This window comes from Citrobacter gillenii, assembly GCF_013337685.1.
In the GTDB taxonomy this organism is placed as follows: Bacteria; Pseudomonadota; Gammaproteobacteria; order Enterobacterales; family Enterobacteriaceae; genus Citrobacter; species Citrobacter gillenii.
Window position 1 is genome coordinate 678200 of record NZ_SUQN01000001.1, and the last position, 12172, is coordinate 690371.

The window sequence follows — 12172 nt, forward strand, 5'->3', positions numbered from 1 at the left end:
CCTCATTAGCGGATAGAAAAACCGTTGGTCAGCACGCAACGACGAGAACGTGCAAACGTTCGCGCAGACGTTGTCCCTTCACCGGTTGGGGTGGCGATGGTAAAGGTGGTGAAACCTTCGCCGCCGACGCCAATACCGGCGTAAGAGGGGCCATTTTTCACAAAAATAGACGTTTGCAACGTGCGAGCAGCAAGATTCAAACGCGACACATTTTGCGAGTGCATAATGGCAGTATGGTGCAGTCCCTCTTCAACCTTCAGCGCCAACGTTAGCGCACTGTCAAAATCGTTAACCGTCACGACAGGGAGCATGGGCATCAACTGTTCGCTGGTAACCCACACATCGTCAGCCTTGACGACGCCTATCAACAGACGAGGCGCTTTTGTTGGAACGGGTATACCTGCCGCTTCCAGTAACGTTGCCGGGCTTTTTCCGACAAGTTTCTTATTCGCCATTCCCTCTGGCAGACAGGTGGCGCGTAGTTTGTCCACTTCTTCGCTGTTTAGCAGCAACGCCCCAAAAGACTGCATTTGTTGAATCAGTCGTTCGGCAACCGCTTCGACAACAATTAGGCTTTTCTCTGCAATGCAGGGCAGATTGTAATCAAACGATGCGCCGTTGATGATGTCTTCCGCGGCCTTAACCAGATCGGCGGTTTCATCAACGATGCAGGGGGGGTTCCCGGCACCGGCACCAATGACTTTTTTCCCGCTTTTCATACCCATAGCCACAATGCCCGGGCCACCGGTAATCGCCAGAACTGCGATTTTAGGGTGCGCCATCATCTGCTGGGTAGCTTCAAAAGTGGGTTCTGTGACTGTGACAACAAGATTTCGGATCCCGCAGCAGCGGAAGGCAATATCTTCAATCATGGCAATCAGCTTGAGTGAAACCACTTTAGCGCCCGGGTGCGGGCTGAAGTAAACGCTATTCCCGGCAGCTAACATACTGATGCTGTTGTTAATAATGGTTTCCGTTGGGTTGGTGCTAGGAGCAACGGAACCCATTACGCCAAAGGGGGAATATTCAAATAGCACCATGCCGCCATCACCGGTGAGGGCGGTTGTGGTTAGATCTTCAATACCGGGGGTGTTATCCAGCGCGGCTTTATTTTTGAGAAATTTATCTTCTTTGTTGCCCATTCCCGTTTCGGTTGCGCTTTCTGCCGCCAACGAGGCCAGATGAGGTGTCAGTTCTTCCCGCAGAGCGCTAATAATGGCACTACGGGTTTTCAGTGGGCATTGCTGATAACGTAAAAAGGCCTGATGCGCGGCATCGATTGCTTCACCGACGGATGGAAAAATACCGCCACCCTTTATCTCTGCTTTTGCCGGTTCGAGCTGTTCAGTCAAAATAGTGCGGATAAGGGTTTCAAGTTCTGACGTATTCATTGATGTGTTCTCACGTTAATCGCCGCAATGGCGGTTTCTGCAATGTCCATATCCTGCTCAACGCTTCCTCCGCTGATGCCAAGACCCCCAAGGAGTAAACCTTCTCGCCATAGTGCGTATCCGCCACCAAACGTGACGACTTTTCCCTGCATATGGCTTTCCAGACCGTAAAGTGCAGCGCCCGGTTGCACCGCTGAGCTCAGTTCATGGGTGGCGGTTTTCATCGCCACGGCGGTCCACGCTTTTTTCGGTGCCAGCTCGCTACTGACGAGCAGGGCATCGGGCATGCGCCAGGTCACTGTTTGTGTGCCGTTTGCATCCACAATGCTGATGACAACCGGAACTTTGAGTGCTTGTGCACGCGCTACCGCCGTACGCGTAAGCTGATGGAGTTCCTGAAATGACAATGACATAGCAGACTCCTGAACTGCCGATGTCTGGGTCGCTGCCACGTAACGCTCAGCCACCTTCTGAATGAGCGTGTTTTGGTGCGCGTCATAATCTTCAGACCTGGCGAGCGCATATAAGCAATCGGACAGGCGGTTGATATAGCGCATCAGTACCTGTCGGATGGAGGCATCTGTGGAGAGTTCGACAAGCCGTCTTTCAGCGCGACGGGCAAGCGTGCGGGCGAAGTGCAGACGGCTGGCGGCTTCACAGCGTCCGGGCAAAATAAAACTGTGCAGGGGAGGCACTCGCGCCATCGCGGTATCGATGGCAGCCTCAAGTGCTGCAATGTCCTCCGAGCTGATGTAGCGTTGGGAGGGCGTGGGCTGTTCGCTTTCACTGGCCAGTTCGGCACTGAACCAAAACAGCTGTAACTGAATTTCTTCAAGTAACACACGGTGTTGCGGGCTTTGTGCCGCGCAGACGCATAGGCTCAGCGCCGCGTTGAGTTCGTCCAGCGTGCCGTAAGCCTCAACGCGCGGGTGTGTTTTACTGACGCGCTGTCCGCTAAAGAGCGCTGTCGTACCGGCATCGCCTGTTCGGGTATAAATCGCCATAGTTCCTCCTAGCGAGAAAGCGTGTCGACAATGCCAACGATGGCCAGATCGATAGCCTCATTGGGGCCGCTAAAAACGTGTCTGGCGCTGGAGCCGCTGCTGAGTAAAACCAGCTCACCGGTACCGGCACCTACTGAGTCAACTGCGACCTCGTCACCCGCTGTTGGCGATTGCGGTAGTTCGCCGTCGGCTGTTACCCGACGTACCAGTAACAGTTTTTTTCCAACCAGTGACGGTGATTTTTGCGTGGATACCACGACGCCTGTAACGCGTGCCAGATGCATGGTTCACTCCTGCTTAATTAATTGGATATTGCGCATACTGACGGTTTCTTTTGCCAGTGCGGTCACAACACATCGACGGCGTAGCACCAGAAACCCACCTTGTAATCGGGCTACATCGGCATAACTTAAAAGCGTCTCGGGATGCAGAATGATGGTTTGCCCGCGTTCATCACTGAACTCCAGCGGCAGTCGCGCGAGTTTTCGTACGGGGATCGCCGGTAGCAATTGATGCTGCAGCGATATCTTCACGCGAACGCCACAGGCCAGGGCCTCGTGGAGAGTGATCGCTGACACATCGGATGAATCGTGTTGCGCAATATGCGCCAGCAGCGGTAAATCAGCGTGCTCGATAATCAGAGCGGAGTACTGACAAACCAGCGCCCGGGGATCGGCTTCCCGTAACTGCGCGACGCTCAGAGAGAGCGAACTGTCCGCGCGTTTTTGTAATCGGGAGACGACCTCCCCGATGATGCGTTGCAGCAGTTCATTGTTCATCGTGAGCTCACCAGCGTGGCGAATGCCTGTGGGCTATCCGCCCCTGCAGCATTGGCTTCGTCAGTGTCGATATGCATTTCAAGACGCATATCCGGCGATACGCGAACGGCAACGTTATCGAAGATCAGTCTGCGTTCATCTCCATTGATGGCGACGGAGACTTTATCGCCATGTGACACGCGTAGGATCAGCGCATCAAGCGGTGACATATGAATGTGCCGCTGGGCGACAATCACTCCGCATGAGATATCCAGTTCAGCAAAAGGACTCACCAGGCGAATGCCCGGCGTTCCCTGAATATTGCCGGACATACGCAACGGCGCAGCGATACCCAGCGTGCGGGCGTCGGTGCGGGAGATTTCTACCTGGCTGGTGCTACGCAGCGGTCCCAGCAAACGCACATTTTTTAGCTGGCCTTTTGGACCCACCAGCGTAACGGTCTGATCTGCGGCATATTGTCCAGGCTGCAGCAGACCTTTTTTCTCGCTGATGGGCTGATTGGGAAACAAACGAGCGTAATCTTCAGCACAAAGATGGATATGACGATTAGAGATCCCCAGTGGAATAGGGCGCTCGCGCATTTCATCCAGTACTTTACTGACCGTAGTCTCCAGTTGCTGTTTATCCATTACGCTTCACCTCGTTTACCAGAATGCAGGCAGAGTGAGCGAGGCTCTCCCTTCTGGCGCGGACAGGCAGGGTCGAGACACAGATTGCAGCTAATCAGGTCTGTATCTTGTGGTGCTTCGGGTAATTCACTTTCCACAACCACCTGTACTTCCACCTCGACAGGTGTGGGTTCAGGGATGGGCTCAGGCGTCGAAACGACGCTGTGCGAAAGGATGCCTTCCCCGGGTCTGGAAATGACTTTGTGCGCAACCAGACCTTCCCGCTGGTCTGCAAAGCTGGCACCGGTGGAAATGGCCGCCTGCACGGAGGCCACATCCCCGATGATTTTGATCACCGTCCAGCCTGAGCCGTTGGTTTTTTCGAGGCCCACCAGCGTGATGGAGGCGGCTTTCGCCATGACATCCGCGCAACTGATGGCTAATGCCAGACCACTAACTTCAAGTAATCCCAGTGATTGCTTCACGCTGTGCTCCTTGTTGCAACGGTTTAAGCGGATTTAGGTAAAATGGCTTCGACGTCGCTGTGTGGGCGCGGGATGACGTGGCAGGATTTCACCTCGCCAACGGCACTTGCGGCAGCACTGCCAGCGTCTACAGCAGCTTTAACCGCGCCGACATCCCCACGAACCATGACGGTGATAAGGCCCGAGCCAATTTTTTCGTAACCAACCAACTGCACGTTAGCGGATTTCACCATGGCATCAGCGGCTTCAATAGCGCCGACAAGCCCTTTTGTTTCAACCAGTCCCAGTGCGTTATTCATACTGCTTTTCTCCTGTGGATTATGAGTGGCATTCCCGGAAGGGAATGCCTTTAACCAGCCGCGCAGCGTTATTGCCGATGCGCCGACGAGCGTGGCTATCTTGTTGATACGTCAGCGTAAAAAGTGGCGCTGAGGTCGGTAAATTTTTGTAGTGCACAACCAGTTGTTCCCGGTTACATCCAATGCCGACGAGCAGCGGTGACTGACATGCCGCCAGCCATGCGCTGTGGATGATGTCGGCGGAATGGCTCTCCTGAACCACAAAGGGGATCCCTTCTTCTTCAATACCCAGCAGGACGTCATTCCAGAGTGACATGTCCTCTCCCAGGGTGAAGATCACGATAGCCGGTGCGCTGAGGTTACTTTCCATGAGCAAATGCCTTGTACCAGGAGAGGATAAGCCCAGTTGCGACAGCATTTCGTGGGCCTTCGGTACCGCGAATATTGCCGCGACCCGCAACCAGGCGGTAGTGCGCCAGCGCATCCGTTACCAGCTGTGGAACTTCGAAGTCCAGAGAAGAGCCACCAACCAGAACCACAAACGGGATGTCGCGAATATTTCCTGTGGGGCTAACCTGACGAAGCGCTCTCAGCGCATTGGTGACAAAAACGCGCTCCTTGGCGCTGCGGCGAATGACGCGAACTTTCTCCAGAGCCAGGTCCCCAGGTAATGGCACCAGTTCATCGGGTTTCACCACACAGACCCGGGCGAATACCGTTGGCGGCAGGGGAGAAGGAAAGAACTGAACGCTGCCATCTTCGTGGCGAAGGTGGAACAGGCTTTCTACTTTCGCCAGCGGATATTTTTTGATCTCCTCGGCGAGGTAACGATCTTCCAGTCCCAGTTCACGGGCAATAATCATCGTGACCATATCGCCCGCACCCGCCAGGTGTGTGGCAATAATTTCGCCTTTTGGATTAATGATTGAGGCGTCGGTGGAACCTGCGCCGAGATCCAGAATGGCCAGCGGACGCGTTGTGCCCGGCGTAGTGAGGGCACCCAGGATGGCCGCTTCGGCTTCAGCGCCGCCTACCTGAACGTCGATGTTGAGCTTTTGCGTGATCTCCTGGGCTATCATCGCCATTTGCAGGCGATCTGATTTCACCATTGAGGCAATACCCACCGCCTGTTCCAGCGAGAACTCTCCGGCGAGTCCCCCCGTCACGCTGACGGGAACGGAGGTATCAACTGCCAATAAATCCTGGATGAAGATTTCATGGCTGGGCTTGTTGGTTAACTCCGCCATGGTCTGGCGTACATGTTCCAGCATGCCGCCAATATTGGTTCCTGCTTCGCCGATAACGTTATCAAGCCGTGGGCATTCGCCTACCGCCTTCATAATGGCTTCCGCGCCTGCGGCAACGTCGACGCGAACAGTACGTCCTTGCGACTGGAGTTCGAGGTTTCCGGCAGGAATGGCTCGCGCTTTTACATCGCCCGACGGTGTTTTCACGACGACCGCTGAGCGGTTACCAATCAGGGCACGTGCCATAGGGACAATATTTTTGGTCTCGTCCGCATTCAGGTTAAAAACAGTCGCAATCCCGTAAGGATTAGAGAGCGTTTCAATCACCTTTCCGGGGATGGCGACCTCAATGGCCGCCAGCATCCCTAACGGGATCCGATCGATATAGCGCACTTCGTCGACGATGGGCAGCGGCGTAGTAAGACGGTTGCTGACCAGCACGCCATCGTCCTGTTGCAAAATAACGCCGGTTAGCTGATATCCGGCGCGAACGGAGGCATTAATCATGGTAGCAACATCGGCAAAATCGAATGCCGATGACACCACCAGGATATAAGGCATATCCGCCGGACGGGTTAATAACTCTTCCGGCGTAATTGTGACGCCAACACCTAACCCGACCCCACCAGGCGTTTTAGGGTTGTGGCCGATCATGGTCGACTCGGTGATGATGGTTTCGGTGATCGTCTCCATCGCCACATCACCAATGACCGGCGTGGCTTCGTTAATACGGATGAGCGAAATATCGCTGACATTGATGCCTGCATTTTTTGCTGCAAGCGTAAGCGCCTCCTGAATACCAAACACATTACGTAACGTGCCCTTAATTCCAGTCGTTTCTGCCAGTGCGCTGGTTGTAATGCTCAGCGTGCCAGCGTCATCCAGAGTCGCGAGAGCGACTTCTGTTGATGAGTTGCCTATGTCAATGCCAGCTATATATCGCATCATTTTTCCCTAAAATTAATCGTCACCTTTGAGTTTCTTACGTTCGACGTACAGCACTGCTGCTTCACGTACGAAGGCTGCGCAAATCTTTGCCTGATAACGATTTTCGAGATCGTCGGCGATGGCCATCAGCTCGTCTTTGGTTGAGCGGTATGGGCGCAGGGCGTTGTAGATCTCAAGGATGCGATCGTCAGGCACCGCGGTCAGTTCTGCGGCACGTTCAAAGTTCATCGCCAGCCTGTCACGTCCGGCATCTTTGGCGATATCCGCCTGAATGCGCAGCGTTTCTGGTGTGATACGCATATCCTGTGCGGTGACCTTATTGCTCAGCACATTTTCGAGTGTGAAGTCATCCAGCGTTTTATTGGTGGCGGTTTTTACCCACTCAGGGTGTTTATTGGCGAGCGGGTAATCCGTCACTTTCGCGGTATGCGCTGATGAACCAGTCGCGGCTGGAGTGACGGTCTCTCCCTGCAGACTGTTCATTCGGCTCAACACATCCCGAACCATCGATTCAATTGCGTCGGTATTCATGGAGTTATCCTTTATCAAAGCGCCACGCGCAGTTCCTGCGGGTTTTTGCCCGTCACGACGTATTTGGTCTCTTTAATGTGCAGAATGGCTGATTTCGCCTGGTACTTCGGACGCGCCATCTGATCATTCAACGTCGGGACCGGTTGTGGAGATTCACGCTTGGCGTAACGCGCGGCGTTCTTACCAATCTGACGGTAGGTTTCCAGCGTCAGGAGTGGGGCCTGAGGGAACAGCTCCAGGTTAGAAAGCGGCGGTAACCCCTGCTGGTGGATAACCGTGGTGCCTTTGGACTGGATGCCGATTGAAATACCGGAACCACTCAGACGGTTACCTTCCACGGCGACAAACGCCACATCGGAGGATTTAAAGCAGCGGATGACGCGTGCTTTAATGCCTTCTTCTTCAATACCCGCGATCACTTCGCGCAAAATATTCTTGTGCGGAATACCGACGATATTGACGGTCTGCGAGAGCCCAAACGCCGGACCAACGGCAATAATCACTTCATCCTGCTGCTGGCCCTGTTTGGCTTCGCCAATTTCGGTCAGAAAACTGTCACCTGGCGCGGTTGCCATCTGCGGTGCGGTTGCCGCGGCAGACGAGCGGAAAGAAACAGGCTTATCGCTGGTCTGCATTTCAGACAGCACATCTTCAATTATCTGGCGCAGTAGCTTTTCATTGATTTCCATAGTTCACCCCTTAGCCAAGCTCGTTGGGATCAAGTGCGCCGGGGATGTTTTTAATTTCTTCCCAGCGTTCGCCTTGCAGGCGATAACCTGTTGCCGGACCGGCATAATCGTTGACGTCATTCACCGCGGAAAGCACCTGTCCGTCGCCGACGATAATGGCGGAGGTATGCAGATAGTCTCCGGTTAACTTGGCTTTCTGGATGTTGAGCATATCCTGAGCAACATCGGTAAATCCGCCCTGGGCCAGGGCTTTCACCACTTCCAGTCCGTTGCGGTTTTTGCTGATGATCTCTTGCGCAAACTTAATGTCTTCAACGATGTTGCGTTCTGGCATATCTTTCGAGCCGTGGGCGTAAGTCGCGGCTTCAACTTCTTCATCGGTGATGGGTGGCAATCCCATTCCAGCAAACACTGCCTGCAGTGCGCGGGCCGCTTTGTTACGAATGGCGATGACGTCTTCTTCACGCACCGGACGCAAACCCCCGTCGACTTTAAGGTCACGCTGGAGAACGTTGTAGTCGTCAAAGTCTTCGGCATCTTCGTTAGAGCCTGCAAACATGTTGTCGTAGTTCGGCACGGCGGAATAACCGGAAGAGATGAAGTCAGTTCCTGGCAGGAATTGCATCAGCAAACGCGCGGTACGGCGCATATCCGAGTGGGTAAAGGTTTGGTCGTTACTGGAGGCGCATTCGAGATCCAGTGACGAGCAGATCAGGTTTTCTGCCAGCACTGCGCGGATACCTGACGGTACGGCGGAAGGGACGCCGATGCAGCTAACGGACCCGTTCTGTAAACCCTGCACGCCAGCGGCTTTGGTGATGTAAATGCAGCGGGCTTCCAGATACAACATGGATTTGCCTTCTGCATAACCCATCTGCACTTCTGAGCCTGAGCCTGAGGTAAAGCGCATTTTCAGACCGCGTGAGGCATAAGAAGAGGCCAGGAAGCCTTTTGACCATGGGGTATCGTCACCATCGGTAAAGACCGGCTCAGTACCGTACACGGAAATCGTTTCTGCATAGCAGGTGTGGCCTAACATGCCGAGTTTGAGTTCGGTGGCTTCTTCCAGCGAGCACTGGGTTAATACGCCGGGACGCCCAACCTGTGAACCGACCAGCAGAGCAATAGCGTTAAACGGGGCATAGCGTGCCACGGCAACGGTTGTTTCCTGCTCGTCAAATCCACGCCATGCGCCTTCTGCTGCATCGGCCGCAATCTGCACCGGGTTGTCTTTAACGTTAGTGACGTGCGCTTGTTGAGAAGGGGTTCTGCGGGCGCGCATTTTCTGCATCGACATCATCATTTCGACGACGTTCATATGCGAAACCACTTCGACAATTTTTGCCGGTGTCATCGCGGTGGTCAGCGGAACGATGTCTTTGCGTTTCACATTAGGATCGCAGAGCATATTGGCGAGTTTGATCGAGTCCATCGCCATCACTTCTTCAGCGCGCGCCAGATTAATACCGTAGCGGGCAATGAAATGGTCTATCAAATCAAATTCACTGGCGGCTTTACCATCCAGTTCGGTGACCATACCGTTAACGATTTTTATGGACGGTTTTGGGTCGTTCGGGCTTTCCATCGCAATGAAGCCTTCTTCGATCCACTCCTTAACGAAGCCGTCCTGATTCACAGGGCGTTTCGCCAGTGCTTCAAATCTTTTCGATCTCATGAATCAGCCTCACGGGTATCAGATGTAGGACGGACGATCGTTTTTCGGTTCTGAGCCGAGGGTCGCAAGCACGGTTTTACCGATTTCGCGCGCGGAGATGACGGCCTGACGTACGGCGCCAGAGTCACCGGAAATAACCAGAATGGCTTCGTTACTGAAGCTGGTACCATGGGCAGGGGAGCTATAAGCCACCACTTCGACGTTGGCCGATTTCAGTGCGGTATCGGCCATCAGTACACCAACAGATGCCGGTGCGCCGACGATCACACCACAGGCACGACCAATGGGTGCGCCGAAGGCTTTTTCCAGCGCATAGCTGGCACGTGCGGTGTATTGCATTTCGATGTGACCGGCTTCATTGGCGTAGACATCACCAAATGTGCGATCCAGTTCTTTCAGCGCGACTTCAATTCCGCGTTTTACGTCGGAAACATCGTTGCCGCCGAGGATAATCAGTGAACCGTGGCCTGCTCCGCCTTTGGTATCTCGCGGAAGCTCAATGCTCACCACTTCAGTATTAGTGGCTTTTACCGCTTCATCCGCGGCCATGATATGGGGGCCTGCGCCGGTACGGGCGCCTAGAATGCCAATGGAGCGATAGCGTTTTTCAAGCTTCATCGCGTCCAGTAAGGCGCTGTCGACGTTGGCGATCACCAGACCGACGGTGTCGCCAATCGCGGTGCCGACAAATTCCGTTAAACTGCAGCTTTTCTCTGCCATAGCCGTCTCTCGTGTTGGAAGATTATTTTCAGGGATAGCCTTGTGTTCTGGCGTTGCCACCCGAGCAATCACCTGCGCCATGATCTGTTCAACCAGCTCATTGCTGCTCATCAGCTAATTCCCTTCGGTAAGATTTTTTCGACATCGGTATGAGGACGTGGGATCACGTGTACGGCTTTCACTTCACCCACATTACGTGCGGCAGCGGCGCCTGCATCTGTTGCCGCTTTTACCGCGCCAACATCACCGCGAACAATCACGGTGACCAGCCCTGAACCAATTTTTTCGTAGCCGACCAGCATCACATTGGCTGACTTCACCATTGCATCTGCGGCCTCTATGGCTGCAGTTAAGCCTTTGGTTTCTACCATTCCTAACGCTTCTTGTTGCATAAAGACCTCGCCTGGGTTGTTCCGATTTTCATGACTATAAAAAGAAGCGAGGAAAAAGAATGGCTGACTTGAAACGGAGAGTGAAAAAATAGTAAGCGATCGGTGATATAAAATTGCTTGATATTCTTTTATCTGATTGTTTTTAAATGTTTTTTATTATTTTGCGGATGTGAAAATTTGGTTATGTCAATACCAGATTTACATTTTTGCTAGTGACACGATAAATATCATTTGCTATGCGGGGGAAATGAAATTGTGATGTTTGTTTGAAAACAGAAATCTGCTGTTGGCAATATTTTATTATTTTTATAATGCGTTTTTAATAGGGCTAATGCCCGTTTTTGTTAGCTGTTTTAATAATGCTGACAGCAAGAATTTGTTATCACTACACGATTTTAAAAAGGTGGAAGTGCTCAGATTGCCAACAATTTGCCGACGGCGCTTTTTATAGTAAGCCTTGAAGTACTCTACTGCCAGCAGGGAGTCCGCTGGTACAGACACGAACTCTGCTTAGAAGGTGTCACAATGAACGATTCACTAAAAGCGCAATGCATTGCCGAGTTTTTAGGTACCGGGCTGTTCCTGTTTTTTGGCATTGGATGCCTGAGTGCCCTTAAGGTGGCCGGTGCGAGTTTAGGGTTATGGGAAATATGCATCATTTGGGGTCTTGGGATTTCGCTGGCGGTCTACCTGACTGCCGGAATATCCGGGGCACACCTCAACCCTGCGATTACCATCGCTCTGTGGCTGTTTGCCTGTTTCCCTGGGCGTAAAGTTTTACCCTATACGGTCGCGCAAGTCGCGGGTGCCTTTGGCGGCGCGTTGCTGGCCTATTTGCTGTACGGCAGTTTATTCATTGAATATGAGACGGCGCACCATATGGTTCGTGGCAGTCTTGAAAGCCTGCAACTGGCCAGTATTTTTAGTACTTATCCGGCCTCTGCGCTTAGCGTATGGCAAGCTGCGCTGGTGGAAGTGGTCATCACGTCCATTCTGATGGGTATGATTATGGCGCTGACGGACGATGGCAATGGGGTGCCTAAAGGTCCTCTCGCGCCATTGCTGATTGGTATTCTGGTTGCCGTCATCGGTGCATCAACAGGTCCGCTCACAGGATTTGCCATGAATCCGGCGCGTGATTTTGGTCCTAAGTTGTTTGCCTGGTTTGCCGGATGGGGAGATGTTGCGATGACGGGGGGACGCGATATCCCATACTTTATCGTCCCGATTGTGGCACCGATCATCGGTGCGTGCGCCGGGGCAGCAATTTATCGTTACTTTATTGGCAAAAATTTACCGTGTAATACTTGTAAGCTGGAGGAAAATGAGAACTAGCTTCATGGAAATTGTTTATTTCTGAAATGCAAAAACTGATTTCGTGATCCGGTTTCCTGAACAGCTTAA

15 protein-coding genes are annotated in these 12172 nt (G+C 53.0%); 1 reads left to right on the top strand and 14 read right to left on the bottom strand.

Features of this window, described 5'->3' with window-relative positions; all coding sequences use genetic code 11:
- Positions 1-5 precede the first annotated feature (5 nt).
- Genes pduP through pduA form a run of 14 tightly spaced genes read right to left on the bottom strand, consistent with a single transcriptional unit; the run spans position 6 to position 10768 of the window.
- Positions 6-1391, bottom strand: coding sequence for a CoA-acylating propionaldehyde dehydrogenase PduP (pduP, locus tag FCH32_RS03130; protein WP_115258150.1), 1386 nt, complete (start codon positions 1389-1391; stop codon positions 6-8).
- Entirely contained in the window at positions 1388-2395 is a 1008-nt protein-coding gene (gene pduO / locus FCH32_RS03135) for a two-domain cob(I)yrinic acid a,c-diamide adenosyltransferase PduO (RefSeq protein WP_135911851.1), read from the bottom strand. The genes pduP and pduO overlap by 4 nt, the downstream gene beginning before the upstream one ends.
- Before the next feature lie 8 nt (positions 2396-2403).
- Positions 2404-2679, bottom strand: a complete 276-nt coding sequence (locus FCH32_RS03140; RefSeq protein ID WP_096756643.1) for a EutN/CcmL family microcompartment protein — start codon at positions 2677-2679, stop codon at positions 2404-2406.
- 3 nt (positions 2680-2682) lie between these two features.
- Complete coding sequence (gene pduM, locus FCH32_RS03145) at positions 2683-3174, bottom strand: microcompartment protein PduM (protein WP_115258152.1); 492 nt, start codon at positions 3172-3174, stop codon at positions 2683-2685.
- On the bottom strand, positions 3171-3803 hold the full coding sequence (locus FCH32_RS03150) for a phosphate propanoyltransferase (protein WP_115258153.1): 633 nt from the start codon (positions 3801-3803) through the stop codon (positions 3171-3173). Before FCH32_RS03150 ends, pduM begins: the two co-directional genes overlap by 4 nt.
- Positions 3803-4267 (bottom strand): BMC domain-containing protein, encoded by a 465-nt coding sequence (locus FCH32_RS03155; protein WP_096756646.1) that lies wholly within the window; start codon positions 4265-4267, stop codon positions 3803-3805. The genes FCH32_RS03150 and FCH32_RS03155 overlap by 1 nt, the downstream gene beginning before the upstream one ends.
- Before the next feature lie 23 nt (positions 4268-4290).
- Entirely contained in the window at positions 4291-4566 is a 276-nt protein-coding gene (gene pduJ / locus FCH32_RS03160; RefSeq protein WP_001057752.1) for a propanediol utilization microcompartment protein PduJ, read from the bottom strand.
- A gap of 19 nt (positions 4567-4585) precedes the next feature.
- Positions 4586-4936, bottom strand: a complete 351-nt coding sequence (locus FCH32_RS03165) for a glycerol dehydratase reactivase beta/small subunit family protein (protein WP_096756647.1) — start codon at positions 4934-4936, stop codon at positions 4586-4588.
- On the bottom strand, positions 4926-6758 hold the full coding sequence (locus tag FCH32_RS03170; protein ID WP_117343393.1) for a diol dehydratase reactivase subunit alpha: 1833 nt from the start codon (positions 6756-6758) through the stop codon (positions 4926-4928). The genes FCH32_RS03165 and FCH32_RS03170 overlap by 11 nt, the downstream gene beginning before the upstream one ends.
- A gap of 15 nt (positions 6759-6773) precedes the next feature.
- Positions 6774-7292, bottom strand: coding sequence for a propanediol dehydratase small subunit PduE (pduE, locus tag FCH32_RS03175; RefSeq protein ID WP_115258155.1), 519 nt, complete (start codon positions 7290-7292; stop codon positions 6774-6776).
- 14 nt (positions 7293-7306) lie between these two features.
- Entirely contained in the window at positions 7307-7981 is a 675-nt protein-coding gene (gene pduD / locus FCH32_RS03180; RefSeq protein ID WP_096756649.1) for a propanediol dehydratase medium subunit PduD, read from the bottom strand.
- Between the two features lie 10 nt (positions 7982-7991).
- On the bottom strand, positions 7992-9656 hold the full coding sequence (pduC, locus tag FCH32_RS03185) for a propanediol dehydratase large subunit PduC (RefSeq protein ID WP_174360488.1): 1665 nt from the start codon (positions 9654-9656) through the stop codon (positions 7992-7994).
- 18 nt (positions 9657-9674) lie between these two features.
- Positions 9675-10487, bottom strand: a complete 813-nt coding sequence (gene pduB, locus FCH32_RS03190) for a propanediol utilization microcompartment protein PduB (protein ID WP_096756651.1) — start codon at positions 10485-10487, stop codon at positions 9675-9677.
- Positions 10487-10768, bottom strand: coding sequence for a propanediol utilization microcompartment protein PduA (gene pduA / locus FCH32_RS03195; protein ID WP_003030255.1), 282 nt, complete (start codon positions 10766-10768; stop codon positions 10487-10489). The genes pduB and pduA overlap by 1 nt, the downstream gene beginning before the upstream one ends.
- 525 nt (positions 10769-11293) lie before the next feature.
- On the opposite strand from pduA, the gene pduF reads away from it, so the two are divergent.
- On the top strand, positions 11294-12103 hold the full coding sequence (gene pduF, locus FCH32_RS03200; RefSeq protein ID WP_096756652.1) for a propanediol diffusion facilitator PduF: 810 nt from the start codon (positions 11294-11296) through the stop codon (positions 12101-12103).
- Positions 12104-12172: the final 69 nt, after the last annotated feature.

Excerpts from the sequence above, each read along its gene's own strand:
- pduP (WP_115258150.1), bottom strand. The coding sequence starts at position 1,391 with ATGAATACGTCAGAACTTGAAACCCTTATCCGCACTATTTTGACTGAA.
- pduO (WP_135911851.1), bottom strand. The coding sequence starts at position 2,395 with ATGGCGATTTATACCCGAACAGGCGATGCCGGTACGACAGCGCTCTTT.
- FCH32_RS03140 (WP_096756643.1), bottom strand. The coding sequence starts at position 2,679 with ATGCATCTGGCACGCGTTACAGGCGTCGTGGTATCCACGCAAAAATCA.
- pduM (WP_115258152.1), bottom strand. The coding sequence starts at position 3,174 with ATGAACAATGAACTGCTGCAACGCATCATCGGGGAGGTCGTCTCCCGA.
- FCH32_RS03150 (WP_115258153.1), bottom strand. The coding sequence starts at position 3,803 with ATGGATAAACAGCAACTGGAGACTACGGTCAGTAAAGTACTGGATGAA.
- pduJ (WP_001057752.1), bottom strand. The coding sequence starts at position 4,566 with ATGAATAACGCACTGGGACTGGTTGAAACAAAAGGGCTTGTCGGCGCT.
- FCH32_RS03165 (WP_096756647.1), bottom strand. The coding sequence starts at position 4,936 with ATGGAAAGTAACCTCAGCGCACCGGCTATCGTGATCTTCACCCTGGGA.
- FCH32_RS03170 (WP_117343393.1), bottom strand. The coding sequence starts at position 6,758 with ATGCGATATATAGCTGGCATTGACATAGGCAACTCATCAACAGAAGTC.
- pduE (WP_115258155.1), bottom strand. The coding sequence starts at position 7,292 with ATGAATACCGACGCAATTGAATCGATGGTTCGGGATGTGTTGAGCCGA.
- pduD (WP_096756649.1), bottom strand. The coding sequence starts at position 7,981 with ATGGAAATCAATGAAAAGCTACTGCGCCAGATAATTGAAGATGTGCTG.
- pduC (WP_174360488.1), bottom strand. The coding sequence starts at position 9,656 with ATGAGATCGAAAAGATTTGAAGCACTGGCGAAACGCCCTGTGAATCAG.
- pduB (WP_096756651.1), bottom strand. The coding sequence starts at position 10,487 with ATGAGCAGCAATGAGCTGGTTGAACAGATCATGGCGCAGGTGATTGCT.
- pduA (WP_003030255.1), bottom strand. The coding sequence starts at position 10,768 with ATGCAACAAGAAGCGTTAGGAATGGTAGAAACCAAAGGCTTAACTGCA.
- pduF (WP_096756652.1), top strand. The coding sequence starts at position 11,294 with ATGAACGATTCACTAAAAGCGCAATGCATTGCCGAGTTTTTAGGTACC.